We start from the raw sequence: 23,873 nt of genomic DNA, 5'->3' as shown, positions 1-23,873 counted from the left end.
AAGGATGCGCAAGTTATATCTGCCCCGCCGCAGGCTCGGCTGTCGGACGAAAGCGTGCGCCCCGGTGGGGGCTGCAGCCAGGGTTCAGAAGCCTTCGCGCCCGCACACCCGCGCCACGATGCGCAAATCCGGCCCGAGCAGCGTGACGTCGGCAAAACGCAGCCTGCGCGCATCCGCCAGCGACTGCAGCGGCCCCCAATCGGTCATGCCCCGGGCGCCCGTGCCCAGCAAGGTCGGGGCCAGGTACAGCAGCAGCTCATCGACCAGACCCGCGCGCAGCAGCGCCCCGTTGAGGCCGGCGCCGGCCTCCACGTGCAGCTCATTGACGCCGCGCTGCGCGAGGGCGGCCAGCGTCGCCGCCAGGTCGACCTGGCCCCGCCTATCGGCGCCGAGCGCCATGACGGTGGCGCCGCGCGTCTCCAGGGCCTGGCGCCGGTCGGCCCCGGCCTGGCCGGTGGTGCAGATGAGCACTTCGCGCTGCGGCACTTCCAGCAGGCGGGCGGCGGGCGGCGTGCGCAGCCGGCTGTCGAGCACCACCAGATGCGGCTGGCGCGGCGTGGCCACCTCGCGCACGTCCAGCCGCGGGTCGTCGTGCAGCACCGTGCCTGTTCCCGTCAGGATGGCGCAGGCCCGCGCCCGCCAGGCATGCCCGTCGGCGCGCGCGTCGGCCGAGGTGATCCACTGACTGGCCCCGTTGGCCAGCGCCGTCGCGCCATCGAGGGAGGCGGCAACCTTCATGCGCACCCACGGCAGGCCGCGCACCATGCGGCTGAAAAAGCCGATGTTGAGTTCGCGCGCCTCGGCGGCGCCATCGCCCACCTGAACTTCGATGCCGGCGGCGCGCAGCCGCGCCAGGCCGCGCCCACCCACGAGCGGGTTGGGGTCGGGGGTCGCAGCCACCACCCGGCCCACGCCGGCTTCGATGAGCGCGTCGCAGCAGGGACCGGTGCGGCCCTGGTGCGAGCACGGCTCCAGCGTCACATAGGCGGTGGCGCCACGCACATCGTGGCCTTGCGCGGCGGCATCGCGCAGGGCCATGACCTCCGCGTGCGGGCCGCCGGCCTGCTGGGTGAAGCCCTGCCCGAGCACACGGTGGCCGTCGGCGTGGACGATGACGCAGCCCACGCGCGGATTGGGGCTGGAGAGGAAAAGCGCCTGGGCAGCAAGCCCGAGCGCCTGGGTCATGAAGGGTGATGGCATAGACAGCTCAGTCGGCCGAGCCGGCGGAGCATGCGGCGTCGGCCAGGCTTTTGGGCGTGCAGACACGGATGCGCCCGGTGCGGGCGATGACGATGCGCCGGACCTGGGAGGCATCCGAGGGCACGTCGGTGCGCGACAGGCTCAGGGTGGCGTTGGCGACATTGCCGCCCAGGGGACGGGAAAAGCCGGACCCGTCGTATCTTATATGCGCCATGCCGCCCGCCGCGGGCCCGGTGCCGGCGACGCCGAGGTAGGGCGGCAGCGGCTCCTGGCGCATGACCAGCACGTCGCCGTCGTCGAAAGCCTGGTTGTCGTTGGTGTCCACGAAGACCACCCAGCCTTGCGTCCAGCGCTCGCCCCCGATGGGCAGCACCATCGCGAAGCGGTTGCGTTTCATGGCCTCGGACCGCGCGGCGTTGATGGCGCCGACCAGCCGGTTGGCGGCGCCGGTCAGTTCGGCATTTCTGCGAAAGCCCAGGAAGCCGGGAACGGCTGTGGTCAGCAGAGCGGCCAGCACCACCAGGGTGACCATGAGCTCGATCAGGGTGAAGCCCCGTGCATACCGGTGCGTGGCGGGCAGCGTCATCTCCAGCACTGGCCGGGATCGCTGGCGCTGCAATCCCTGACCCCTGTGCTGGTCATCGACAGCTCGCGCACTGCGGGGTCGGAGTACTGCGGCCGGGCATAAACCTGCACGCAGTCGGCCAGGGATTGGCCCGCGCAGGCCCTGGCGCCGATGCGAAAGGCCGGGTTCGCCTCATCGGAGCCGGAATGGCGCCGAAAGGGAGCGCCATCGTGCGGCGCGTCGTGGGCGAAGGCAGCGTAGGTGTCGTACTGGCTCATGTAGCGCTCCTGCTGTTGCAGCGTCTCCACGATGGCCGCCCGCGCCTCGGCGCGCCGGGCCTTGTGCAGGTGGGCGCTGTAGGCAGGGTAGGCCACGGTGGCGAGGATGGCGACGATGGCAACCGTGATCATGAGTTCCACCAGCGTGAAGCCGTGTGAAGCGGTGGCGGCGCAGGGCCCGGCTGCATTGGTGGCCATCAGTCCCAGCTCCTTTTTCTCAGCTCGCGGTAGTCGGCTATCTGGCGCCAGCTGATCCTGCCGACGAGGGAGCTGGCCGTCCGCGGGGCGGAAAGCCCCAGCGCTCCGGCACCGGACGGGAGGGCGACGACGGCGGTCTCGACCTTGCGGCGCATGCCGCTGCCGTCGCTGCCCGAGCGTTCCGCCCCCAGCCGCAGCAGTACCGGCGCGCCCTGGGCCGACGCGGCAGAAACGACGCTGCCCAGCCCCGTTGCCAGGTGGGCGGCATACAAATATCCGCCGCCTCCCTTGCACCCGTCGGCCGGGCCGGGAGGAAGGAGGGTGCGGAAGAAAACCTCGCCGCCAAAGATCAGCGGGGCGTGCACCTGCTGCTCGCCGCCCTGCGGGCCACTGCGTGGCAGGTCAAGGTACCAGCCGGCCTTGCGCGTCTTGCCGTCGCTGGCGCGAGGCGTGTTCCAGTAGAACGTGGGTACGGTGATGCTGCCATTGGCCAGGTTCACGGTGCCCGCCTGCAGGCGGGTGCGGCCATCGAAGGCGGCGCGGCCCTTGCTGTCCGCGACCGGCCCGGCCTGCGGGTCGTCGAAGAGCACGTAGAACGACTGCTTGCGGGTGGCGGCGTGCACGCCGTTGTCCCAGGGCTCCAGGTATTTCCCGGTGCCAAAGGCAACGAGATAGGAACCCCTGGGCCCGTGGAATATGGCAGGCGCTGCGCTGACGGGCTGGGCCTTGCCCTCGGCGGTGGCGGCGACATACATGGGCAGCGGCTGCCCGGCGCCCTTGCGGTAGGCCGAGAGCGTGGCCAGGCTCCAGCCGGACTCGTCCGGTACGTCGAGCTGGGCACGCGCCATGTCGAGCTTCCACAGCTGTCCCTGCAGGTCGCCGAAATAGAAGAACTCCACGGCGCCAGCCGCATCCGCGGTGTAGTTGAGGCCGATCACGCCCGAGGCCGCACCGCGCCCGGTGGGCTGGCCGCTGGAGTCGAGATCCTGCGTGCCCAGGGCCGGGTCGTTGCTGATGGGCAGGACAACCTTGAAGTAGTTGTGCCCGAGCGACCAGGGAGCGCCCGCCGGTTTGTCCAGCCCCAGCAGGAAGAGGGCGGGCTTGCCGCTGTCGCTGTAGCGGCCGGGCCCGTCTTCCACCTGGTTGTTGACGCCGCCCGGCACGGCGGCGAACCAGCGGTGGGTGGGGATGCCCGCCCTGGCCCCGGGAGAGACGCGCAGCTTCACGATGTGCGGCTGCCCCAGCACGTTGCCCAGGTCGGGGTCGTCGGCGTCGGTGAACTCCCACAGCACCTTGGTGGCGTCGAAGGTCGAAGGGTCGGTCACGTCCAGGGCGAAGACGCCCTGGCCTCCGCCGCCCGTGCCCGAGACCAGCACCGTCCTCCAGCCGCCCGGCAGCTGAGCTTCGCCGACGGCCGGGGGCGCATCCACATAGCTGGCATGGGCCCCCGCGTTGTAGCCGGCATGGCTGAGCAGGGACAGCCGCGGCCCCAGCCAGCTCGGGATGTAGGCGAACAGCTCCGCCAGCGTCTCGGCATCGAAGGCGTGCAGCATGCCATCGTTGGCGCCGACGAAGACGGCCTTCGTGCGACCGCGGTACCGGTCAAGAAAGTTCTGGTAGCTGCTGCCCGCATGGCGGCCGTCGGGCGCGCCCGAATACGCCATGCCGGAATGGACGATGTCGCCCAGGCGCGAGGCGCGTCTGCGAAACGGGGCACCCTCCAAGGCCCGGTGCCCGCGCACGAACTTCAGGCGAGGTTCCCCCTGGCCGTCCGCCGGCGCCTGCGGGTGGGCACGGTCGAGCTGGTCCTTGAGCCAGGCGTCGATGGCGCTCCAGGTGAAGGCGCTGGCCCGTCCGCCCGGGCCGCCGATGTAGATCTTCCGGGCGTCGGTCTGCTCGTCCGTCAGCTGGTCGAGGTACCGCGCGGCCGAGGGCGCCTGCAGGAGGTCGGACTGGCGCAGCGCCCCGTTGGCATCCAGGAAGACGGCGCTCCTGACCACGTCCCCGGACCAGCGCTCGGGGTCGAAGCTGCTCAGGTAGACGGCACCCTGCTCGGAGGCCAGGGCGCTGCCGGAGAGGGCGGGTAGGGCCAACGGATTGCCCTGACGGCTGGCTGTGGCAAAGATGTCTTCCAGCGCCTGCAGGAGCTGGTCGGCATCACTGCCCTGACGAAAGGTTCGCGCCTGCGCGGGATCTGATTCCGCCGCCCAGTGTCTGCCGTCCGCGGCCGGAGGCAGATAGGGGCCGCCTGTTCCGGTCAGATCGCGAAAGCCGCCGTACTTGGCGGTCAGGAAGAGTGGCGTGCGCCTATGGGTGAGCGGGTCCGGGCTGCCGGAGCTGCTTTGTCCGATGTCCAGCACATAAGTCGTGGCGCGCAGGCCAGGGCGCCGCCGGGCAGCATCGGACCAGCCGGCGCCGCGGATGTCGTGCGTGTGCGCCCAATAAGCCATGCCTGCCAGGTAGTACGCCGATTTGCCCTCGAAGCCGGCCGACTGCTCGTGCAGGTTGCGCAGGGCCGGGTCGCGCGAGGCCGTGGGGTTGCCGGTAGCCTGCGGCTGGCCGCGTCCATCGACGTAGGCGATGGTGTCTCCCGACTCGAAACCACCCACCACGCGCGTCCACTCCTTGAAGTCCGGGACGTTGCGCGCCAGGCCGACCTCGGCTGTGCGACTGAAGTCGTGGTGCGCCGTGCTGGTGTTGCCGGGGATGGAGCGGTCGGCATGCGGGCTGTTGTCGCCGATCAGCAGGATGCTGTTGCGCAGGCAGGCGTGGTTTTCGGCATTCGTGGAGCCTTCGAAAGGATCGGTCCACGTTCCATGGGCTGCAAAGCCGTTGCGCCTTGCTGCATCCATCCCGGCGATGGCCTGGGGCGTGGGCGGCAGGCCTTGCAGGTAGCGCAGCCCTTCGTAATAAAGCTCTGCGGCGGGATCGTTGTCCTTGTAGAGCCCTGGAGCGCCGTGGCGCCCCAGAGTGTTGAGGTAGCTGATGGTGCCACTCACGCCTTCCGCGGACGCGTGAGGGTTACCGATCAGCTCACCCGTCTGGGGGTTCCATTGCCGAAGGGGGTTGAGCCCGGGCAGCAGGGTGCCGGAGACATCGCGGGCATTGGGGCCTGCAAGGGCCATGGGCGCCCGCAGGACTGCGCCGTAGCGCTGGTCTCCTGTCTCCAGCAGGTAGCCAAAGGCAGCCACGCGCAGGCGATCGCCGTATCTCTGCAGGGCGCCTTCGGGTTTGGAGCCGCCGTCAGGGTAGGGCTGACAACCGCCGGGGCGCAGCCCGGACGATGGGGGGCAGGCCTGCACGCGAACGTGGAAAAAATCGTCGCCCGCTATCATTTCAGAGGCGAATTTCTCCGTGGTCTCACGGATGAGGCAGGCTTTTGCCAGCCCTGGCGCCGGGTCACCGCCCCAGGCGTGGCTGGCGCAGGGCAGACCGTTTTTGGCCAGGCGCCGCTGCCAGCGGGTCTCGTTGCCGTAGAGGATCTCCCGCGTGCCGCGAAACGTGCACTGCCCGCCCTCGGCCGCGCAGGGCGCAAACCCCAGGGGCCAGCCCCGGCCCGCCTCCGACTGCAGCAGGGGACCGAGTACGGCGCCCGGGTCGGCGCAGGCCTGCGCGCCCGTCTTGCTTGGCGCGCTGCCGCTGGTGTGGATGTGCAGGCGGTCCAGGCAGTTGGCGATACGCACCGGGGCGGTGTCTCCCACCTTGAAGAATTCGGCCGGCAGCGCCTGGCGCGCCGCTGCATTTGAAAGGGTCTTGAGCGGGAAGTGGTCTGCGCTTTCAAAGAAAGTCTCGGGCAGGATGGCGCGCTGCAGTAGGGTGGAGGAAGTGCTGTCCTCCACCCGGTCGCCTCCGGTCAGCCCCAGTCGCAGGAGGTCCAGCGTGGACGCTGTCGCCCAGTTGAGAAAGTTGCCGCTGAACCCTTGCCCGGCGCAGCCATGGCCTTGCGTCGAGGCGGGAGCCGAGCTGCGGAAATGCTTCAAACCGGCCGTTTTGTCGTAGCGATAGCACTGCAGGGAATCGAAGTAGCCCTGGTAGCGCTTGCCCGGCAGGTACTCGTCCCGGAACTGCGCGCCTACTGTCGCGGTTTTCAGCGACAGGGCCAGCGTGAGCGTGGGCAGCTGCCCCGTGCCGCGGGCTTGCAGCGGGTCTGCGGACAAATCCACGATGGCCACCCCGGGCGCCGGCCCGCCTGCCTCGGCTATGCGCGGCGCATGCATGGCCGCCACGCAGGCAAGCACCAGACCCCTGCACAGCGCGAAATGCCAGAAGGAGGGTCGGATGGGCATGGCTGAGGTCCTCAGTCCCGGCGAAAGAGCATCTGCACGACCGCCTGGATATCTTCGCGTGGGCCAAAGCCCAGGGCAGTCACCCGATAGACGAACCGCCGGGCGGGCCCGCTGGCGTCGCCCGTGCGGTCGGGCAATGCCTCGATCAGGTAGCGCGGCTTGCCAGCCGGCCGCAGGCCCTGGGGACCGCTGGCGAACTCGCTGCCGGTGAACTCTCCGTACTGGGTGGCAGGCGCATCCTGCGCTGCCAGGTCGATGCTTAGCCACAGAGGCCTGCCGCCGACCTGGCGGGCGTCGCACAGGCCCTTGCCGGGACCAGTTGCGCCGCAGCCCTGCTCGACGAAGAGGGAGAAGTCATGGTTTTCAAACGCCACGGCACGCCCGTTGCGGGCGGGACTTGTCAGATCGAGTTCGGCGTCCATGAGTGCCGCCTCTGCGGCCTGCCAGGCCATCTGCATGTCGCGGTCGTTGCGCGCTCCGCGCTCGGTCATCATGGACAGGTGAGCGGCGCTGACGCCCAGGATGCTGGTGATGGCCAGGATCACCAGGACCACGATGAGGGAGACGCCGCGGGCATGAGGTGCAGGGCGGGGCGTCACATCAGGTCCAGTCGGTTGCGCAGGTGGATGGTGAAGCTGACCGACTGGCGCAGCCGTCCGTCGGTCGCGCCGGCCATGGCGCTGCCTTTGTCGGATGCGCTGTCCATCAGCCCTGGCGCGCCCAGCGGATGCTGGCCGGGTACGGCCTTCTGCGGGGCGGAGCCGGGCGGGCCGAGCAGCACCAGCCCGACGCGGATGGAGCGCACGCGCTTCCAGTTGGCGTTGGTGGCGCTGTCCGAGCCCTTGACCACCAGCTGGTCGGCACGCAGATAGCGTTCGGGCGCCGCCCCGCCTGCCGCCCCCGGGGCCGCGCCAGGCGCGACACCGGCCACTCCGTAGAGGAACTGCAGGGTCTCCACGCCGTGGATCAGCGGCTGCGTGTCCCAGTAGCCGTCCCGTGTGAGCATGGAGCACATCAGTGCCGACTCGCCCCGGCTGTTGGCCACGTGAAAGACATTGACCATGCGGTCGCCGGCGCCGGTGGGAGGGTAGTCGGCGGCGACGCCGTTGCAGTGGACCATGGCCCCGTCCCCCCGGGACTCGCCGTCGGCCGTCGTCACGCTGCCGGGCTGGAAGCGCACCACCAGCATGTCGCTGCCATTGATACCGCGCTTGCTGACCGTGTTGCTGACCCCGATGGCCAGCGGTTCGGCGAACTGGGCATCGTTGAAACCCTTGACGGGAGGCTCGACCTCATCCTCGCTGGCGTCGCGCAGCTTGAAGAGCGCAGGACTCAGCGCCGACGAGTGGCTGGTGGCGTGCTGCACATCCAGAAAGCCCGCCTGGACGATGGTCTGGCGCAGGATGTGCGCGGCAAAACGGCCGTTGTCGCGCAGCTGCGCCGTGGCATCGACCGCGTTGAAGCCCTGGCGCGCGACGGTGAGGGCCGCTACCGCCGCCAGGACCACCATGCTGCCCAGGACGAGCGCGACCATCAGCTCCACCAGGGTGAGGCCGCACTGCCTGCGCGAGAGCTGCGTGTGGGTGCCGCGCATCACGCCGGCCGGGTCGGGCCCAGGGAGAGCACCACGCCCGGGCGCAGGGCCCGGTCGAAGGCGCCCTGGTTGACTTCGGTGGCCGAGGTGGCGTCGCTCCCGGTGGCCGAGCGCAGGGTGTTGGCGCGTGTCCAGCCGATCTTCACGACGAGGGGGCCGTGTGGCCCGGCGCAGGCCCACCGGGGCAGGTGCTCGCCGTCATAAGGGTCGCCATCGCGGCAGATGACGGCGCGCGGGCCGGGCAGCTCCCGGCGTACTCTCTGCCACCATTCATGCAGGTCGCGCCGGGCGACCTGATCGGCGTGGGCACAGGGTCCAAGGGAAGGGTAGCCGCAGCGTGGGTCGGGCAGCTCGTCAGCGGCACCGGCTTCGATCAGGTAGGGGCTGTCGGACTGGCTGGCCACCTGCAGGTTGCTGCGCATCAGCTCCACCGCATCCTGTGCCAGGCGCACGGCGCTGGCCTGCAGTCGCGCCTCGCGCGCAACCTGCAGCGAGGCCGCCTGGAGCCCCACGGTCCCGAGCATCCCCAGGCTCAGTACGGTGATGGCGATCAGCACTTCCAGCAGGGAAAATCCCCGGTGAGGGTGGATGCGGGAAAGAACTTTGGGCATGGGCAGACACTTTTCGTAACCTGTCTGCGCGCAATGGTAGAGAGGAGCTGTCCGCCGGAAAAGCCGTTCGGTAGGGGCCCGGGCCCTTAAAAGTGCGGGTTAACCCCTGGCCTGGGATGGAAAACCAGCCAGAGGTTGAGGGCCGTCAAACTCTGGAATGCTCTGCGGGAAAGCACCCTTGCCTCGGGTGCCCGCCAGAAAGAAGCAGGCGAAAAAAAGCCCGGAACATTCCGGGCCAGACGCGATTTTCTATATGCATGCGGTAGTGCCTATCGATACGGATTCGATAGCGCAAAACCCATGGTGCCCGGGGCCGGAATCGAACCGGCACGCCTTGCGGCGGGGGATTTTGAGTCCCCTGCGTCTACCAATTTCACCACCCGGGCAGCCGCAAAAGCGAAGTCGTAAATTATGGCACAGTAGCAGCGTATGACCACCTACCCGACCATTGAGGACACCATCGGGGGCACGCCCCTCGTCGCGTTGCAGCGCTTGGGCGGCGCCGGGCAGGATGCGCGTGGCAACGTCATCCTGGCTAAGCTCGAAGGCAGCAATCCGGCAGGTTCGGTCAAGGACCGGGCGGCGCTGTCCATGATCCGGCGGGCCGAGGAGCGCGGCACCATCCGCCCCGGCGACACCCTGATCGAGGCGACATCCGGCAACACCGGCATCGCCCTGGCGATGGTGGCCGCGGTCAAGGGCTATCGCCTCCTGCTCATCATGCCGGAGGACCTCTCGGTGGAGCGCGCCCAGACCATGAAGGCCTACGGCGCCGAGCTCATCCTCACTCCCAAGAGCGGCGGCATGGAATATGCACGCGATCTGGCCGAGCAGATGGTGGCCCAGGGCAAGGGCGTGGTGCTCGACCAGTTCGCCAACCCCGACAACCCGCGCATCCACTACGAGACCACCGGCCCGGAGATCTGGGAGCAGACCGGCGGGCGCATCACGCACTTCGTCAGCGCCATGGGAACGACCGGCACCATCACCGGTGTCTCGCGCTACCTGCGCGAGCGCACTCCGGGCGTTCGCATCATCGGGGCCCAGCCCAGCGAGGGCTCGCGCATCCCCGGCATCCGCAAGTGGCCCGAGGAATACCAGCCGAAGATCTATGACCCCCGCATGGTCGACGAATTGATGCTCGTGAGCCAGGACGATGCCGAGGACATGGCACGGCGCATGGCGCGCGAGGAAGGTCTCTTCGCCGGCATTTCCGCTGCCGGCGCCTGCTGGGTGGCCCGGCAGGTGGCAGAACGCGAGCAGGGCGCGACCATCGTCTTCGTCGTCTGCGACCGGGGCGATCGCTATCTTTCCACCGGCGTCTTTCCCGTCTGAAGGGCACCATGCAATACGAGATGCGTTTTTGTCCGCAGTGCGCGACGCCGCTGGCGCCCAGCGTGAAGCAGGAGGACAGCGGGCCCAAGGAGCGCCTGCGCTGCCCGGCGTGCCAGTTCACCCACTGGAACAACCCCACGCCGGTGCTGGCGGCCATCGTCGAGGTGGACGGCCGCATCCTCCTGGCGCGCAACGCGCTGTGGCCGGGCAAGATGTTCGCGCTGATCACCGGCTTCATGGAGGCAGGCGAGTCGCCGCAGGACGGCATTGCCCGCGAGCTCAAGGAAGAGACCAGCCTGGACGCGCTCGCGACCGAGCTCGTCGGGGTGTATGAGTTCCTGCGGATGAACCAGGTCATCATCGCTTACCACGTGCGTGCCGCGGGCGAGGTGCAGCTGTCGCCGGAGCTGGCCGAGTACCGCTTCTACGAGCCCCGCGAACTCAAGTGCTGGCCTGCAGGCACGGGCTACGCGCTGGCCGACTGGCTGCGCTCGCGCGGGCACGAGCCGGTGTTCTTCACCGACGAGGAAAACGCCGAGCGCCGGCGCGGCCTGGACGCGCCCCGCGCCGGCAGCTGAGAGAGGGCGAAGACCATGGATTTCGACAAGGAAGTGGACGCGCGCGGGCTCAACTGCCCCCTGCCCATCCTGCGCGCCAAGAAGGCCCTGGCAGGCATGGACAGCGGGCAGGTGCTCAAGGTCGTGGCCACCGACACCGGCTCGCTGCGCGACTTTCAGGCCTTTTCCCGGCAGACAGGCAACGAGCTGCTGGAGCAGCACACTGAAGGCGAGGAATTCCTGCATTTCCTGCGCCGGCGCTGAGGGCCGTACCTGCCCTGGGCTGCCGCCCTTCTTGATTTCCCTCAAAGCACGGGCGTGGCGGCGGCGGCACAGTCCGGGCCATGTTTCCCATCCCCTGCTCCGACACCCGTGCGCCGATCGAAGTGGCCGCCGCGGGCGAGGTACTGCGCCAGCGGCACCAGCAAAGCGCGTCGGTGCTCTACATCGACAGCGGCCGCGTGCTGCTGGGGGTGCGCGAGGAAGGCGTCATGCGCCACCAGCTCGGCGTGGTCGAGGGGCCCTTCTGGCTGGACGCGGCGGCGGCGCTGCTCGACCAGCCCAGCGCCCTGGACATGGTGGCCGACACCCGTGTGGAACTGCGGCGCGTGCCGCTGGCAGACTTCCGGCGCAGCCTTGACGAGCTGCCGCAGACGGCCCAGGGCCTGCTGCGGGACATGGCTACCGGCTATTGGCAGCAGACCGAACTGGCCGTCAGCCGCCTGGCCCAGGACGCCGAGGCGCGCTGCGCGCAGTGGCTGCTGCGCCATGCCCAAAGCAGCGAGGACGGCGCTTTGAGCGTCACGCTCAAGCAGCGCAAGCGCCTGATCGCCGCGCAGCTGGGCATCGCTCCCGAGACCTTCTCGCGCGTGCTGCGCCACCTGCGCGAACACGGCCTGATCGCCGGCAGCGGCAACGTCCTGAACCTGCCCCAGCCCGGCGCTTTGCGCATGGTCGCCGGCGCCTGAGCGCAACGCCAATCTCCTGACGCTCCCGCAACGCAGGGGCGCAAGCCGCCGGAGGCTGCAGGCGACAGCCGCGCCCGCCTGTCGGAAAGTTCCTTCAGGGTTTTCCTGGCGCGCCTTGCAGGGTTTGCACCCCGAAGTCTGGCCACGGCTGCTGCGTATATTGGCAGCCGTTGCGGCCTGGACCCATGGGCCGCTGCTCCCATCCTTCCCGCCATGTCCTGCCCTTTCCTGACCTGCCGCGGCCCGGGCGTCCTCCGCATGGAGTGCACGTGACACCGGCCGAGCACACCGCGGCCCTGCGCGAACTGACCTTTCCGCCACAACCTGAGCCCGCGGCGCGCGAGGTGGGGCGCCCTGCAGCGGCGCCGCACGAGCAGGAGCGGGGGTTGGAGCCTGAAGAAGAGGGGGGCGTCGCTACCTGGTTACCCGGCCCCCTGGTGCGCAAGCTGCTGCTGGTGGCAGCGCTGGCCGTGCTGGCGGCCGGGGCGCTGGCAGGCTGGCTGGTTTCACGTGCGGCCGAACATGAGGCCATGCAGCGCCTGGTGGTGCAGCAGGAGGACGAGGTCGAGCTGGTGGCGCGTTTGCTGGCGAGCAAGATCGAGCAGAGCCAGAAAGTGCTGGCCACCGTGGCCGAGGGCATCACGCCCTCCATGCTGGAATCACCGGCGTCCCTGGAATGGCTGCTGCAGCAGGGCCTGCCGGCGGTGCGCTTCTTCGATGCCATGCAGGTCGCGCGGCCGGACGGACAGCTCAGCGTGAACCTGCGCTACGGCCAGCTGGGCAAGGCCTCAGAGCTCGATCCGGCCGAGCGCGACTACCTGGTGCGCACCCTGGTCAACGGCAAGCCGCTGGTGTCCGAGCTGATCGGCACCACGGCGGCGGATGCGCGCGTCATGTTCACCCAGCCGCTGCTGCGCGGTGAAGGGCGGGTCAACGGGGCGGTGGCGGGCGTGCTGCGCCTGCAGTCGCAGGGGCTGCTGCCGCACTCGCTGGCGCTGCCGGCGCGGCCCGATTCGCGCATGGTGGTCTTCACCCGCGAGGGGGTGATCCTCTCGCACCCGGACGTGGAGCGCGTGCTGGGCCATGTGCGCGACGAGCCGGGCCTGGCCGAAGCGTACGAGCGCTGGCGCAGCCGGGGCAAGCCTCTGGCAGGCGCCAGCCTCACCGAGCTGCGGTCAGGCCATGTGGTGAGCTTGGCAAGCGTGCCCATGCCGCAGTGGATGGTGGCGCGGGTGAGCGACGCGCACACGCTGCTCGCCCCCGTGGAGGGCGCGCAGCGACGCGCCTGGCAGACGGCGGCCCTGGCCACCGTCCTGCTGGGCCTGGCCGCCGTACTCGCCATGGCCTGGCTGGCCCGGCCGCTGGCGCAGCTGCGCCAGCGTGCCATGGCAGCGCTGGAGACGCCCCCCGCCAGCGGGCAGGACGGCGCCGAGTTGGCGGACGTCGGCCCGCGCGACTGGCCGCGCTCCCGCGGCGAGGTGGACGACGTGGTGCACGTATGCATGCGGCTGCTGGAGCACCGCCGTGCGCACCAGCGCGGCTGGCAGGCGCTGTCGCAGCAGCTGCAGGCGGTGCTGGCGCACGTGCCCCTGGGGATCATCGTCACGCACGAGGAGAGCGTTCAGGTGGCAAGCCTGCAGGCCTGCCACCTGCTGGATTACACGCCGGCGCAGCTGCATGGCCGAGGGCTGCAGGAGCTGCTGGCCCCGCAGGACGGCAGGGGGGACAGCCTGGCGCGCCAGGTGGGCCTGCAGTTCGCGGCGCACGGCCGTTTCGAGGGCGAGCTGTCGCTCCTGCGCGGCGATGGCGGCGTGCAATGGGTGCGCGCCCAGGGTCGGCCCATGCATGAGCAAGATCCGCAGCGCGGCACCGTCTGGGTGCTGGAGGACTGCACCGCCATGCGGGCCACGCGCCAGCAGCCCGCGTGGCGGGACGAGCACGATGCGCTCACCCTGCTGCCGCACCGCGCCGCCTTCGAGGCGCGGCTGCACAACCTGCTGGCCGCGCGGGCCGCCCGGCCGCCGCTGCCCGCGGCGGATGCGGCGCCGGGTCTCTACGGCGAGGAGGGCAGCGGAGTGCTGCTGTTCCTCGACCTGGACCACTTCACCGTCATCAACGACGTGGCCGGCCACGAGGCGGGCGATGACGTGCTGTGCCACCTGGCCCGCCTGCTGGAGTCCGAGGTGCGCCAGATGGGCTGGGCGGCGCGCCTGGGCGGGGACGAGTTCGCGGTGCTGCTGCCCGGGGTGACGCCAGCGCGCGGCCATGCGGTGGCCGAGCAGCTGCGTGCGGCCGTGCAGGCCTGGGAGCCTTCCTACCAGGGGCGCAGTTTCACCCTGGGCCTGAGCATTGGCCTGGTGCCGCTCAGCCCGGGCCTGCGGGATGTAGCGCTGCTGCTGCATACCGCCGACATGGCCTGCTACGCCGCCAAACGGGCCGGGCGCAACCGCGTGGAAGTGCGCCGGGTCATGCCCCAGCCAGAGCTGGAGGGGCTCAGGCCTTGAGGCCGCAGCGCGGCCCCGGCCCCCTGCGTCCGCCCGCCTGCGGAAAATTCCCGGCATAGCCCGCGGGCGCCCAGGGTTGTTAGCCGGCAAAACAACAGAAAACAACACTTCCCCTGACGGCGCTCCAGTGCGCCTCGCACGATGGGAAAGCATTGGGAACCGGCGCCGGGGAGCCACGCGGGCCGCGGTTAAACTCGCGCCCATTCGCGCTCCGGGCCACACGATGGGCTGGGCGGCGCACCCTTGGCCCCGTCTTTCGACACCCCCATCCAGGAGCCCTGATGCTGTTTGGCAAGCTGTTGCCGCGCGAAGGCAATTTTTTCGAAATGTTCAACCAGCATGCCGAGCACATCGTCGAGGCGGCGCAGGCGTTCTCGCGGCTGGTGGCCAACTACGGCGACGCCAACCTGCGCGAGCGCTACACGCTGGAGGTGGACAACGCCGAGCGCGAGGCCGACCGCGTCACGCACGAGGTCAACCGCGCGCTGCACAAGACTTTCATCACCCCCATCGACCGCGAGCAGATCCATTCGCTCATCAACACCATGGACGACGTCGCCGACCTGATCCAGGACTCGGCCGAGACCATGGCGCTGTACGACCTGCAGCACCTGACCGAGGAGGTCACGCTGCTGACCGACCTGAGCCTGGAGTGCTGCGAGCGCGTGCGCGAGGCCGTCAGGCTCCTGCCGCGCATCGCCGATGCGGCGGTGGCCGAAACAGCACTCAAGATCTGCGAGGAAGTGGACCGCGTCGAAGGCGACGCCGACCGCGTGCTGCGCAGCGCCATGAGCAAGCTGTTTCGCGAGGAGGTGGACGTGCGCGAGCTGATCAAGCTCAAGGCCATCTACGAGCTGCTGGAGAGCGTGACCGACCGCTGCGAGGACGTGGCCAACCACATCGAGGGCGTGATCCTCGAGAACTCCTGAGCCGGGGCGCCTGCCCGCCCGGCTAGTCCGCCATGGAAACAATGCAAACCGCCCTGTGGGTCGTCGTCCTGCTGGTGGCGCTGGCCATCGTGTTCGACTTCATGAACGGCTTCCACGACGCGGCCAACTCGATCGCCACCGTGGTCTCCACGGGCGTGCTCAAGCCCACGCAGGCCGTGGTGTTCGCCGCCTTCTTCAACTTCGTCGCCATCTTCGTCTTTCACCTGAGCGTGGCGGCGACCATCGGCAAGGGCATCGTCGATCCGGGCGTGGTGGACACGCACGTCATCTTCGGCGCGCTGGTGGGGGCCATCAGCTGGAACGTCATCACCTGGTACTACGGCATCCCCAGCAGCAGCTCGCACGCGCTGATCGGCGGCATCGTGGGGGCCGTGATCGCCAAGGCCGGGGCCGGCGCGCTGGTGGCCGCCGGCATCCTCAAGACCGTGGCCTTCATCTTCATCTCGCCGCTGCTGGGCTATCTGCTGGGCTCGCTCATGATGGTGCTGGTGGCCTGGGCCTTCCGTCGCGCGCGTCCCAACCGCATCGACAAGTGGTTCCGCCGGCTGCAGCTGGTCTCGGCCGGTGCCTACAGCCTGGGCCACGGCGGCAACGACGCGCAAAAGACCATCGGCATCATCTGGCTGCTGCTCATCGCCACCGGCTACTCGTCGGCCAGCGACGGTGCGCCGCCCACCTGGACCATCGTCTCGTGCTATGCGGCCATCGGCCTGGGCACCATGTTCGGTGGCTGGCGCATCGTCAAAACCATGGGTCAGAAGATCACCAAGCTCAAGCCCGTGGGGGGCTTTTGCGCCGAGACGGGCGGGGCCATGACGCTGTTCATCGCCACCACCCTGGGCATTCCGGTCTCCACCACCCACACCATCACCGGCGCCATCGTCGGCGTGGGCTCCACCCAGCGCGCCAGCGCCGTGCGCTGGGGCGTGGCGGGCAATATCGTCTGGGCGTGGATCCTCACCATTCCGGCCAGCGCGTTCGTGGCGGCCATCGCCTACTGGATCAGCCTGCAGCTGTATTGACCAGGGTCCCGCAGGGGCATCGGCGAAGTTATTTCGATAGCTAAAGATCGTTGTCTCGCGCCGGATTTCAGCGATTTCACTGCGAAATCTTGCGCGCCTCCTCGATCTGGTACTCGAAGTAGCGCTGGAAGCTGAACGCCAGGCTGGCCATCAGCACCGCCGTGCCGATCATGAGCGAGGCCGCGATGGCGAACACCGTGGGCCAGCTGGTGCGTCCCGGCGGCGCATCGGGCGCGGCCGCAGGGTTGAAGCGTGCGTTCCAGCGCTCGGGCGTCATCAACCCGTAGAGGATGGCGCGCAGCGCACAGCCTGCGTAGGTGAACCCCAGCAGCGGGATCAGCACCCAGCTGAGCTGGTCGTCCAGCCCCCATTGCTGCACGCGCTCGATGCCGTACAGGCCCAGCGCCGTCGGGATGGGCAGGGCCCAGGCCAGCAGGTCGCCAGGGCCGTGCAGGTAAAAGCGGTGCAGCCCCAGCGGTCCGCCCAGAAAGGCCAGCCAGGTGGCGAGGGTCTTGTTTTTCATGGCTGGGCATTATTGGTGAAAGCCGTGCGGGCAGCCGGCCCGGGGGGGCGCGCGCGGCTGCGGATATAATCGCCGGCTTTGCTGCGTGTCGCTGGCCGGGTGGCCAGTTGCGTGTCTCAAACGCGGCAAGAACGCCGCAGCCCCGCGCACATGGCTTGCCCGGGCTGCAACCACCCGAAGGATTCATCATGGTCGTGATTCGACTCTCCCGCGGCGGCTCCAAGGGCCGTCCGTTCTTCAACATCGTCGTGGCCGACAAGCGCGTGCGCCGCGATGGCCGCTTCATCGAGCGCCTGGGCTTCTACAACCCCTCGGCCAAGGGCGGCGAAGAACCCCTGCGCATCGCCCAGGACCGCCTGACCTACTGGACCGGCGTGGGCGCGCAGCCGTCCCCCACCGTCGAGCGTCTGATCAAGCAGGCCGCCAAGCAGCAGCCGGCCGCTGCAGCCTGAGAGCGGGCTGCCCGGCGCGCACGGCAGACTGCACGAGTGCAGTCTGCCCGCGCCGCCGCGGTGCTCGCCCCAGCGGGTTCCGCCGGCATGTCCGGCGGGCCCGCTTTTTTCTTTTCGCGCCCGCTCCCGTAGCGCCTTTGCACAGAGACCCATGACCCGACTGCCCACGCTGCAAGCCGCCGAACTGCCCGAGGACGCCGTCGAGGTGGGCCGCATCGCCGACGCCTGGGGCGTCAAGGGCTGGATCAAGGTCGTGCCCCACAGCAGCGACCCCGAGGCCCTGCTAAGCGCGCGCACCTGGTACCTGCAGCCGGCAGAGCGCGGCGCGCGCAGCTTCTTCACCGGCACCCTGGCCCTGACCGTGCGCCAGGCGCGCGTGCACTCGGACGCCCTGGTCGCCTGGATCGACGGGGTGGAGGACCGCGACGCCGCCGAGGCACTGCGCGGCGCGCGCATCTTCGTGCCGCGCTCGGGCTTTCCCGCCACGGCCGAGGATGAGTACTACTGGGTCGACCTGATCGGCCTGGATGTGGTCAACCGCGAGGGCGTGCTGCTGGGCAGCGTGCGCGAGCTGCTGCCCACCGGCCCGCAGACCACCCTGGTGCTGGACTACCAGCAGGACGGCAAACTGCTGGAGCGCCTGATCCCCTTCGTTGCCGCGTTCGTGGATCAGGTGGACCTGGCTGCGCGGCGCATCACGGTGGACTGGCAGCCCGATTTCTGACCGCACCCGAAGCCCTGCCGCATGCGCTTTGACGTCATCACGCTGTTTCCCGAGCTGTTCGCGCCCTTCCTCACCTGCGGCGTGACGCGGCGCGCCTACGCTTCGGGCCAGGTCGAGGTGCGGCTGTGGAACCCGCGCGACCACGCCGAGGGCAACTACCGGCGCGTGGACGACCGCCCCTTCGGCGGCGGCCCCGGCATGGTCATGCTGGCCGAGCCGCTGGCGCGCTGCCTGGTCGCCATCCGCGCCGACCGCGCCGAGGAAGCCGGCGCCCAGGCGCCGCTGGTGCTGTTCTCCCCCGTGGGCGAGCGCCTGGCGCACGCGGGCGTGCAGGCCCTGGGCGAGAGCGTCGGCGCCGTGCTGCTGTGCGGGCGCTATGAGGGCATCGACCAGCGCTTCATCGACCGCCACGTGCAGCGGCAGATCAGCCTGGGTGACTTCGTGCTCTCGGGCGGCGAGATCGCCGCCATGGCGCTGCTCGATGCGGTGGCGCGCCTGCAGCCGGGCGTGCTGCACGACGCCGGCAGCCACCAGCTCGACAGCTTCAACCCCGAACTCGACGGCCTGCTGGACTGCCCGCACTACACGCGCCCTGAGGTGTGGGAGGGCGAGGCCGTCCCCGCTGCGCTGCTGTCGGGCCACCACGCGCAGATCGAGCACTGGCGGCGCGAGCAGCGCCTGGCCATCACGGCGCGCCACCGGCCGGACCTGCTGGACGCCGCGCGCCAGCAAGGGCGGATCACGGCGGCCGACGAGGCTTTTCTGGAAAAAGCCCGCTGATTGCTATAATGGCGGGCTTTCGATCCTCTGGCCGGCCGCTGCGCACCGCAACATTCCAAGCACAGCACACAGGCGCCAATCGGGGCGCCGCATGCCAATCCTGGCGCGGACAAGATCGCATTCGAGTGCAACCATGAACCTCATCCAGACCCTCGAGCAGGAAGAAATCGCCCGCTTGAACAAGAACATCCCCCAGTTCTCGCCCGGCGACACCGTGATCGTCAGCGTGAACGTGGTGGAAGGCGCCCGCAAGCGCGTGCAGGCCTATGAAGGCGTGGTGATCGCCAAGCGCAACCGCGGCCTGAACAGCGGCTTCACGGTGCGCAAGATCTCCAGCGGCGAAGGCGTGGAGCGCACGTTCCAGACCTACAGCCCGCTGATCGCCGGCATCGAAGTCAAGCGCCGCGGCGACGTCCGTCGCGCCAAGCTGTACTACCTGCGCAGCCGCAGCGGCAAGTCGGCCCGCATCAAGGAAAAGCTGCCTTCGCGCGTCAAGGTCGCCGCTCCCGCGCAGCAGGCCGCCCAATAAGCCGGCCTCGGGCCGCGCGGCAGCCACCTGCCGCGCAGCGCCCCAAGAACCGCCATCGGGCCTGCGCCCATGGCGGTTTTTTTGCGTCCATCGCCGGCGGGTGCCCGCCGGTGCTACCTTCCGGCGTGACCCCGCCACTTTCCGGGCCCTCGCGCCCGCTGTCCGATGCCGCCGCTGCCCCCGAGCCTGCCCCCGTTTGACCCGCGCACCGTGCCCATCATCGGCGTGGACGCCCACCTGCCGCCGGTGGCCCCCGCGGCGCAGGCGCCCGACGCGCTGCGGCGGCGCTTCGCCACCCCGCCCGCCTGGACCCCCGAGATCCGGCGCGAGCCGCCCTTCATGGACCGCCCGCCGGCCCAGGCCGCGGTGCTGGTGCCCATCGTCATGCATGAACGCCCGACGGTGCTGCTGACCGAGCGCACGGCCCATCTGTCCACACACTCGGGCCAGGTGGCCTTTCCGGGGGGGCGCACCGACCCGGAGGACACCGATGCCACCGCCACCGCGCTGCGCGAGGCCGAGGAGGAGGTGGGCCTGGCGCCGCGCCAGGTCGAGGTGCTGGGCGAACTGTCCACCTATGTGACCGGCTCGTCCTTCATCGTCACCCCGGTGGTGGGGCTGGTCGCGCCCGGCGCGCGGCTCACGCCCAACCCGCACGAGGTGGCCGACGTGTTCGAGGTGCCGCTGGACTACCTGCTCGATCCGGCGCACCACCAGCGCCACCTGCTGCGCTGGCAGGGCCACGAGCGCGAGTGGTTTGCCATGCCCTACGAGGACCACGGGCGCACGCGCTTCATCTGGGGCGCGACGGCCGGCATGCTGCGCAATCTCTACCGCTTTCTGGCGGCCTGAGCGGCCGGCGCCGGCACCGGGGAGGCCTGGGCGGGGCGCCGCGCTGCGCCGCTATCATTGCCCGCCATGAGTTTCTTCGCCATCCTGATTGCGCTCCTGCTGGAGCAGGCGCGGCCGCTGGCGCGCAGCAACCCCATCCACGCCGGCCTGCGTGCCTGGGCGCTGTCGGTGAATCGCAATTTCGATGCCGGCACCCCGGCGCACGCCTGGCTGGCCTGGTGCCTGGGCGTGCTGGTGCCGCCGCTGGCGGTGCTGGGCGTGCACTGGGCGCTGCTGGAGTACATCGGCTGGCCGCTGGCGCTGCTGTGGAACGTTGCGGTGCTCTACGTCACCCTGGGCTTTCGCCAGTTCAGCCACCACTTCACTGGCATCCGCGACGCGCTGGAGGAGGGCGACGCGGCCGAGGCGCGCCTGCGCCTGGCGCAGTGGAAACAGGTGGACGCCAGCGAGCTGCCGCGCAGCGAGGTGGTGCGCCACGTCATCGAGCATTCGGTGATCGCCGCGCATCGCCACGTCTTCGGCGTGCTGGCCTGGTATTCGGTCCTTGCCGCCTTCGGCCTGGGGCCGGCCGGTGCGGTGCTGTATCGCCTGGCCGAGTTCGTTTCGCGCTACTGGGCTCCGCGCACGGCCACGGCGCACCCGGCCAGCGCCAGGCTGCAGCGCATCGCCGCCGAGGCCTGGATGGCCATCGACTGGCTGCCCGCGCGGCTGACGGCGCTGTGCTTTGCCGTGGTGGGCAGCTTCGAGGAAGCCATCGAGGGCTGGCGCTTTCACGCCCAGCGCTTTCCCAACGACAACGACGGCGTGATTCTGGCCGCCACGGCCGGGGCCATCAACGTGCGCCTGGGCGGCGGTGCCCTGCGCAGCAGCGCCGGCGGCGAGGCGCAGGCGACGCCCGGGTTCGAGGCCGGGGGCGAACTGGGCGACAGCGACAGCACGCCCGGGCGCGAACCCGAGGTCGGGCACCTGCGCAGCGTGGTCGGCTTGGTGTGGCGCTCGGTGGTGGTGTGGATGCTCTTGCTGGCGCTGCTGACCCTGGCGCGGCTGCTGGGTTAGGCTGGAACATTTTCATAGCATCAACCCGTTGCCAAGTATGGGTTTGGGCTACTTTTGATGCTCAATAGCGGCTCTGCCCCAGCTCCTCGAACAGCTCGGCGTAGATGCGGTGGCGCTGCGCGCTGATGGCCTCTGCATCGCGCGCCGCGCCGGACTCGGGCACCTCGCGCACCCGCGCCAGAACGGCGCAGCCCGGCTCGTGCAGGTGCGTGCAGTTGTAGAAGCGGCAATCCCCGGCGTGCGCGGCGATGTCGGGCATGCAGCGCGCCAGGTCGGTGGGGGCTAGGTGACGCAGGCCGAATTCCTGAAAACCCGGCGAATCGATCAGCGCCGTGGTGCGCGCCTCGTCCACCCAGTACCACTGCGTGCTGGTCGTGGTGTGCCGCCCCGAGTTGAGCGCCTGCGAGATCTCGCCTGTCTGCGCGCCGGCCTGGGGCACCAGCAGGTTGACCAGCGTGCTCTTGCCCGCGCCCGAAGGGCCCAGCACCAGCGTCGCGCGGCCGGCCAGCAGGGGCGCAAGCACCGCGCGGTCGGTCTCGCCCGACTGGGTCAGCGACAGGGGCAGCACCGGGTAGTGGTGCGCAGCCGCGCCGTCGCCGCCCATGTGCCGGTAGGGCCACAGGCGCTCCCAGGCGCGCGCGAAGGGCTCGACCAGGTCGCTCTTGTTCAGGCCGATCAGCGCCGGGATGCCCGCAGCCTCGCAGGCGATGAGGGCGCGTGTGAGCTGACTCTCCGAGAACACCGGCTCGGCGGCGATCAGCACCAGCACCTGGTCGATGTTGGCGGCAAACGACTTGCTGCGCACTTCGTCCTGGCGGTAGAACAGGTTGCGCCGCGGCAGCACGCGCTCGACGGTGCCCTCGTCGCCCTGGCCGGGCGGCGGTGCCTGCCACTGCACGCGGTCGCCCACCACGGCCTGGGCCTTCTTGCCGCGCGGGTGGCAGATCAGGCGCGTGCCGTCGGCCTGCTCGACCACGCAGTGGCGGCCGTGGCTGGCCACCACCAGGCCTTCGTGGGTGCGGCTCATGCGTCGGCCAGCAGGGCGTCCACGCGGCGCGCGCAGTCGATGTCGGTCTCGGAGATGCCGCCCACGTCGTGTGTGTTGAAGCGCACCACACAGCGGCCGTAGTGCACCGACAGGTCGGGGTGGTGGTCCTGCCCGTGGGCGATGAAGGCCACGGCGTTCACGAAGGCCATGGTCTCGTGGTAATTGGCGAAGGCGTAGCTGCGCTCGATCGCCACATCGGCCCCGTCGCCGTGCAGGCGCCAGCCGGGCAGCTCGGCCAAGCGGGCCACGATTTCGGTGGCCGAGAGCGCGCGCCGGCTCGCGCCGGACCAGTCTTTTTTCGGAAACAGCGAGGCGGCAGAGGTCATGGTGTGGTCGTGGCCTGGGCAGGCGGGGGTGGCGCGGGCAGGCGCGCCAGGCGCTCCGCGGCCGGGGGGTGGGAGAAATAAAAGCGCGCGTACACCGGGTCGGGTGTCAGCATGGAGGCATTGTCCTCGTAGAGCTTCAGCAGCGCCGAGGCGAGCTGTCCGCCATCGGCCTGCCGGGCGGCGTAGGCATCGGCCTGGAACTCGTGGCGGCGCGACCAGCGTGCCATCAGCGGCGTGAGGAAGATCGAGAACACCGGCGCGGCCAGCATGAACAGCAGCAGCGCCAGCGCATCGTTGGGCGCCGAGCCGCCCAGCGACAGGTTGGGCGTGACGCCCAGGCCGGTGTAGAACCAGGCGCGCGTGGCCAGCCAGCCCAGCAGGGCCAAGCCCGCCAAGCTGAGCGCGAACACGCCCGCGAGTCGGCGCGCGATGTGCCGGTGGTGGAAATGCCCCAGCTCGTGCGCCAGCACGGCCTCGACCTCGCCGGCCGACAGCTGCCTGAGCAGAGTGTCATAGAAGACCACGCGCTTGGCTGCGCCAAAGCCCGTGAAATAGGCATTGGCGTGGGCGCTGCGGCGGCTGCCATCCATCACGAACAGGCCGCGCGCGGAAAAGCCGCAGCGCTGCATCAACGCCGTGACGCGCGCCTTGAGGGTCTCGTCGGCCAGCGGCTGGAAGCGGTTGAACAGCGGCGCGATGAACAGCGGATAGACCACCATGAACAGCAGGTTGAAGCCCATCCATGCGCCCCAGGCCCACAGCCACCACAGGCCGCCCGTGGCCTGCATCAGCCACAGCACCAGCGCGGCCAGGGGCAGGCCGATGGCGGCGCCCAAGAGCGTGGACTTGAGCAGGTCGGCCAGCCACAGGCGCAGGCTCATCTGGTTGAAGCCGTAGCGCTGCTCGAGCACGAAGGTCTGGTGCAGCTGCCACGGCAGGTCCAGCAGCCCGCCGATCAGGGCAAACGCCGCCAGCAGCGCCAGCTGCTGCAGCATGCCGCCGCCCAGCGCGGCCAGCAGCACCTGGTTGAGCGCGTCCAGCCCGCCCAGCAGCGTCCAGCCCAGCAGCACGGCCGCGCCGAAGGCCGTGTGCAGCAGGGCCAGGCGCGTGCGCGCGATGGTGTAGTCGGCGGCCTTCTGGTGCGCGGCCAGGGGGATGCGCGCGGCAAAGGCGGCGGGCACGGCGCCGCGGTGCCGTGCGACGTGGCGCATCTGGCGCGAAGCCAACCAGAACTTCAAAAGCAGGCCCAGCACCAGCGCAGTGGCAAAGACATAGGTCAGCAGCAGGGAGGGCGAAAGCAGCGAGGGCATGGGAAGGCAAGTTTAGGGCCTTGCCTCACGGCGCTGCGTCAGCAGAACGTGTTTGCGTTCTCAGTGAAAATCGCCGGGATGACCGATACCCTGCCCCCCACCGCCCCCACCCTCGCCAAATCCGACCAGAACCTGGTCTGGCTCGACTGTGAAATGTCCGGCCTGGACCCGGAGAAGGAGCGCCTGCTGGAGATCGCCGTGGTCG

Annotated in this window: 25 protein-coding genes and 1 tRNA gene; 14 read left to right on the top strand and 12 right to left on the bottom strand. The window is 70.0% G+C overall.

The window, feature by feature from the left end; all coding sequences use genetic code 11:
- Positions 1-84 precede the first annotated feature (84 nt).
- From ribD to RT051_RS07985, 8 genes are all read right to left on the bottom strand, one after another.
- On the bottom strand, positions 85-1,185 hold the full coding sequence (ribD, locus tag RT051_RS08020) for a bifunctional diaminohydroxyphosphoribosylaminopyrimidine deaminase/5-amino-6-(5-phosphoribosylamino)uracil reductase RibD (protein ID WP_313074749.1): 1,101 nt from the start codon (positions 1,183-1,185) through the stop codon (positions 85-87).
- Between the two features lie 22 nt (positions 1,186-1,207).
- Positions 1,208-1,786, bottom strand: coding sequence for a GspH/FimT family pseudopilin (locus RT051_RS08015; RefSeq protein WP_313074747.1), 579 nt, complete (start codon positions 1,784-1,786; stop codon positions 1,208-1,210).
- Positions 1,783-2,241: a type IV pilin protein gene (locus RT051_RS08010; RefSeq protein ID WP_313074744.1), complete on the bottom strand. Its 459-nt coding sequence runs from the start codon at positions 2,239-2,241 to the stop codon at positions 1,783-1,785. The genes RT051_RS08015 and RT051_RS08010 overlap by 4 nt, the downstream gene beginning before the upstream one ends.
- Positions 2,241-6,527 carry a PilC/PilY family type IV pilus protein gene (locus tag RT051_RS08005; RefSeq protein WP_313074742.1) on the bottom strand — a complete coding sequence of 1,429 codons (4,287 nt, stop codon included), beginning with the start codon at positions 6,525-6,527 and terminating at the stop codon, positions 2,241-2,243. The genes RT051_RS08010 and RT051_RS08005 overlap by 1 nt, the downstream gene beginning before the upstream one ends.
- 11 nt (positions 6,528-6,538) lie before the next feature.
- Entirely contained in the window at positions 6,539-7,126 is a 588-nt protein-coding gene (locus RT051_RS08000; RefSeq protein WP_313074739.1) for a PilX N-terminal domain-containing pilus assembly protein, read from the bottom strand.
- Positions 7,123-8,121 carry a PilW family protein gene (locus RT051_RS07995; RefSeq protein ID WP_313074737.1) on the bottom strand — a complete coding sequence of 333 codons (999 nt, stop codon included), beginning with the start codon at positions 8,119-8,121 and terminating at the stop codon, positions 7,123-7,125. The genes RT051_RS08000 and RT051_RS07995 overlap by 4 nt, the downstream gene beginning before the upstream one ends.
- Complete coding sequence (gene pilV / locus RT051_RS07990; RefSeq protein WP_313074734.1) at positions 8,121-8,732, bottom strand: type IV pilus modification protein PilV; 612 nt, start codon at positions 8,730-8,732, stop codon at positions 8,121-8,123. Before pilV ends, RT051_RS07995 begins: the two co-directional genes overlap by 1 nt.
- 301 nt (positions 8,733-9,033) lie before the next feature.
- Positions 9,034-9,118 (bottom strand) — tRNA-Leu (locus tag RT051_RS07985).
- Between the two features lie 43 nt (positions 9,119-9,161).
- Between RT051_RS07985 and cysM the strand changes: the two genes are divergently transcribed.
- The 7 genes from cysM to RT051_RS07950 all read left to right on the top strand — a co-directional run bounded on the left by cysM (position 9,162) and on the right by RT051_RS07950 (position 16,068).
- On the top strand, positions 9,162-10,067 hold the full coding sequence (gene cysM / locus RT051_RS07980; protein WP_313074731.1) for a cysteine synthase CysM: 906 nt from the start codon (positions 9,162-9,164) through the stop codon (positions 10,065-10,067).
- 8 nt (positions 10,068-10,075) lie between these two features.
- On the top strand, positions 10,076-10,645 hold the full coding sequence (locus tag RT051_RS07975) for an NUDIX domain-containing protein (RefSeq protein WP_313074728.1): 570 nt from the start codon (positions 10,076-10,078) through the stop codon (positions 10,643-10,645).
- 15 nt (positions 10,646-10,660) lie between these two features.
- Positions 10,661-10,888, top strand: a complete 228-nt coding sequence (locus RT051_RS07970; protein WP_313074726.1) for a sulfurtransferase TusA family protein — start codon at positions 10,661-10,663, stop codon at positions 10,886-10,888.
- A gap of 80 nt (positions 10,889-10,968) precedes the next feature.
- Positions 10,969-11,592, top strand: coding sequence for a Crp/Fnr family transcriptional regulator (locus tag RT051_RS07965; RefSeq protein WP_313074724.1), 624 nt, complete (start codon positions 10,969-10,971; stop codon positions 11,590-11,592).
- A gap of 269 nt (positions 11,593-11,861) precedes the next feature.
- Positions 11,862-14,096, top strand: a complete 2,235-nt coding sequence (locus tag RT051_RS07960; protein WP_409520572.1) for a diguanylate cyclase domain-containing protein — start codon at positions 11,862-11,864, stop codon at positions 14,094-14,096.
- 281 nt (positions 14,097-14,377) lie between these two features.
- Positions 14,378-15,025, top strand: a complete 648-nt coding sequence (locus RT051_RS07955) for a DUF47 domain-containing protein (RefSeq protein ID WP_313074721.1) — start codon at positions 14,378-14,380, stop codon at positions 15,023-15,025.
- A gap of 32 nt (positions 15,026-15,057) precedes the next feature.
- On the top strand, positions 15,058-16,068 hold the full coding sequence (locus RT051_RS07950) for an inorganic phosphate transporter (protein ID WP_313074718.1): 1,011 nt from the start codon (positions 15,058-15,060) through the stop codon (positions 16,066-16,068).
- 76 nt (positions 16,069-16,144) lie between these two features.
- Here the strand turns inward: RT051_RS07950 and RT051_RS07945 are convergent, their stop codons facing one another.
- Entirely contained in the window at positions 16,145-16,591 is a 447-nt protein-coding gene (locus RT051_RS07945; RefSeq protein WP_313074715.1) for a hypothetical protein, read from the bottom strand.
- A 188-nt stretch (positions 16,592-16,779) separates the two neighbouring features.
- On the opposite strand from RT051_RS07945, the gene rpsP reads away from it, so the two are divergent.
- The 6 genes from rpsP to RT051_RS07915 all read left to right on the top strand — a co-directional run bounded on the left by rpsP (position 16,780) and on the right by RT051_RS07915 (position 20,984).
- A complete protein-coding gene (gene rpsP / locus RT051_RS07940) occupies positions 16,780-17,043 on the top strand; it encodes a 30S ribosomal protein S16 (RefSeq protein ID WP_313074712.1) in 264 nt (87 codons plus the stop codon).
- Positions 17,044-17,194: 151 nt separating this feature from the next.
- The gene (gene rimM / locus RT051_RS07935; RefSeq protein ID WP_313074708.1) at positions 17,195-17,767 is read left to right on the top strand and encodes a ribosome maturation factor RimM; all 573 of its coding nucleotides are present in this window, start codon (positions 17,195-17,197) and stop codon (positions 17,765-17,767) included.
- Positions 17,768-17,788: 21 nt separating this feature from the next.
- Entirely contained in the window at positions 17,789-18,547 is a 759-nt protein-coding gene (trmD, locus tag RT051_RS07930) for a tRNA (guanosine(37)-N1)-methyltransferase TrmD (RefSeq protein WP_313074704.1), read from the top strand.
- Positions 18,548-18,680: 133 nt separating this feature from the next.
- Positions 18,681-19,076 (top strand): 50S ribosomal protein L19, encoded by a 396-nt coding sequence (gene rplS, locus RT051_RS07925; protein ID WP_313074701.1) that lies wholly within the window; start codon positions 18,681-18,683, stop codon positions 19,074-19,076.
- Between the two features lie 165 nt (positions 19,077-19,241).
- Entirely contained in the window at positions 19,242-19,928 is a 687-nt protein-coding gene (locus tag RT051_RS07920) for a CoA pyrophosphatase (protein WP_313074697.1), read from the top strand.
- A 66-nt stretch (positions 19,929-19,994) separates the two neighbouring features.
- Complete coding sequence (locus tag RT051_RS07915) at positions 19,995-20,984, top strand: CobD/CbiB family protein (protein ID WP_313074694.1); 990 nt, start codon at positions 19,995-19,997, stop codon at positions 20,982-20,984.
- A 61-nt stretch (positions 20,985-21,045) separates the two neighbouring features.
- Here RT051_RS07915 and rsgA read toward each other — a convergent pair whose 3' ends face one another.
- Genes rsgA through RT051_RS07900 form a run of 3 tightly spaced genes read right to left on the bottom strand, consistent with a single transcriptional unit; the run spans position 21,046 to position 23,668 of the window.
- Positions 21,046-22,011, bottom strand: a complete 966-nt coding sequence (gene rsgA / locus RT051_RS07910; protein ID WP_313074691.1) for a ribosome small subunit-dependent GTPase A — start codon at positions 22,009-22,011, stop codon at positions 21,046-21,048.
- A complete protein-coding gene (locus tag RT051_RS07905) occupies positions 22,008-22,358 on the bottom strand; it encodes a 4a-hydroxytetrahydrobiopterin dehydratase (protein ID WP_313074688.1) in 351 nt (116 codons plus the stop codon). Before RT051_RS07905 ends, rsgA begins: the two co-directional genes overlap by 4 nt.
- A complete protein-coding gene (locus RT051_RS07900) occupies positions 22,355-23,668 on the bottom strand; it encodes a M48 family metallopeptidase (protein WP_313074685.1) in 1,314 nt (437 codons plus the stop codon). The genes RT051_RS07905 and RT051_RS07900 overlap by 4 nt, the downstream gene beginning before the upstream one ends.
- A gap of 78 nt (positions 23,669-23,746) precedes the next feature.
- Here RT051_RS07900 and RT051_RS07895 point away from each other — a divergent pair.
- Positions 23,747-23,873 (top strand): exonuclease domain-containing protein (locus RT051_RS07895; RefSeq protein ID WP_409520576.1); only part of this gene is annotated, 127 nt, incomplete at its 3' end.

The sequence above is a fragment of the Melaminivora sp. genome (genome assembly GCF_032059615.1).
GTDB lineage: Bacteria > Pseudomonadota > Gammaproteobacteria > Burkholderiales > Burkholderiaceae_C > Melaminivora.
Note: the sequence above shows the minus strand (reverse complement) of the source record. Positions and strands in the feature narration are given on the sequence as shown.

Excerpts from the sequence above, each read along its gene's own strand:
- ribD (WP_313074749.1), bottom strand. The coding sequence starts at position 1,185 with ATGACCCAGGCGCTCGGGCTTGCTGCCCAGGCGCTTTTCCTCTCCAGC.
- RT051_RS08015 (WP_313074747.1), bottom strand. The coding sequence starts at position 1,786 with ATGACGCTGCCCGCCACGCACCGGTATGCACGGGGCTTCACCCTGATC.
- RT051_RS08010 (WP_313074744.1), bottom strand. The coding sequence starts at position 2,241 with ATGGCCACCAATGCAGCCGGGCCCTGCGCCGCCACCGCTTCACACGGC.
- RT051_RS08005 (WP_313074742.1), bottom strand. The coding sequence starts at position 6,527 with ATGCCCATCCGACCCTCCTTCTGGCATTTCGCGCTGTGCAGGGGTCTG.
- RT051_RS07995 (WP_313074737.1), bottom strand. The coding sequence starts at position 8,121 with ATGCGCGGCACCCACACGCAGCTCTCGCGCAGGCAGTGCGGCCTCACC.
- pilV (WP_313074734.1), bottom strand. The coding sequence starts at position 8,732 with ATGCCCAAAGTTCTTTCCCGCATCCACCCTCACCGGGGATTTTCCCTG.
- cysM (WP_313074731.1), top strand. The coding sequence starts at position 9,162 with ATGACCACCTACCCGACCATTGAGGACACCATCGGGGGCACGCCCCTC.
- RT051_RS07975 (WP_313074728.1), top strand. The coding sequence starts at position 10,076 with ATGCAATACGAGATGCGTTTTTGTCCGCAGTGCGCGACGCCGCTGGCG.
- RT051_RS07970 (WP_313074726.1), top strand. The coding sequence starts at position 10,661 with ATGGATTTCGACAAGGAAGTGGACGCGCGCGGGCTCAACTGCCCCCTG.
- RT051_RS07965 (WP_313074724.1), top strand. The coding sequence starts at position 10,969 with ATGTTTCCCATCCCCTGCTCCGACACCCGTGCGCCGATCGAAGTGGCC.
- RT051_RS07955 (WP_313074721.1), top strand. The coding sequence starts at position 14,378 with ATGCTGTTTGGCAAGCTGTTGCCGCGCGAAGGCAATTTTTTCGAAATG.
- RT051_RS07950 (WP_313074718.1), top strand. The coding sequence starts at position 15,058 with ATGGAAACAATGCAAACCGCCCTGTGGGTCGTCGTCCTGCTGGTGGCG.
- RT051_RS07945 (WP_313074715.1), bottom strand. The coding sequence starts at position 16,591 with ATGAAAAACAAGACCCTCGCCACCTGGCTGGCCTTTCTGGGCGGACCG.
- rpsP (WP_313074712.1), top strand. The coding sequence starts at position 16,780 with ATGGTCGTGATTCGACTCTCCCGCGGCGGCTCCAAGGGCCGTCCGTTC.
- rimM (WP_313074708.1), top strand. The coding sequence starts at position 17,195 with ATGACCCGACTGCCCACGCTGCAAGCCGCCGAACTGCCCGAGGACGCC.
- trmD (WP_313074704.1), top strand. The coding sequence starts at position 17,789 with ATGCGCTTTGACGTCATCACGCTGTTTCCCGAGCTGTTCGCGCCCTTC.
- rplS (WP_313074701.1), top strand. The coding sequence starts at position 18,681 with ATGAACCTCATCCAGACCCTCGAGCAGGAAGAAATCGCCCGCTTGAAC.
- RT051_RS07920 (WP_313074697.1), top strand. The coding sequence starts at position 19,242 with ATGCCGCCGCTGCCCCCGAGCCTGCCCCCGTTTGACCCGCGCACCGTG.
- RT051_RS07915 (WP_313074694.1), top strand. The coding sequence starts at position 19,995 with ATGAGTTTCTTCGCCATCCTGATTGCGCTCCTGCTGGAGCAGGCGCGG.
- rsgA (WP_313074691.1), bottom strand. The coding sequence starts at position 22,011 with ATGAGCCGCACCCACGAAGGCCTGGTGGTGGCCAGCCACGGCCGCCAC.
- RT051_RS07905 (WP_313074688.1), bottom strand. The coding sequence starts at position 22,358 with ATGACCTCTGCCGCCTCGCTGTTTCCGAAAAAAGACTGGTCCGGCGCG.
- RT051_RS07900 (WP_313074685.1), bottom strand. The coding sequence starts at position 23,668 with ATGCCCTCGCTGCTTTCGCCCTCCCTGCTGCTGACCTATGTCTTTGCC.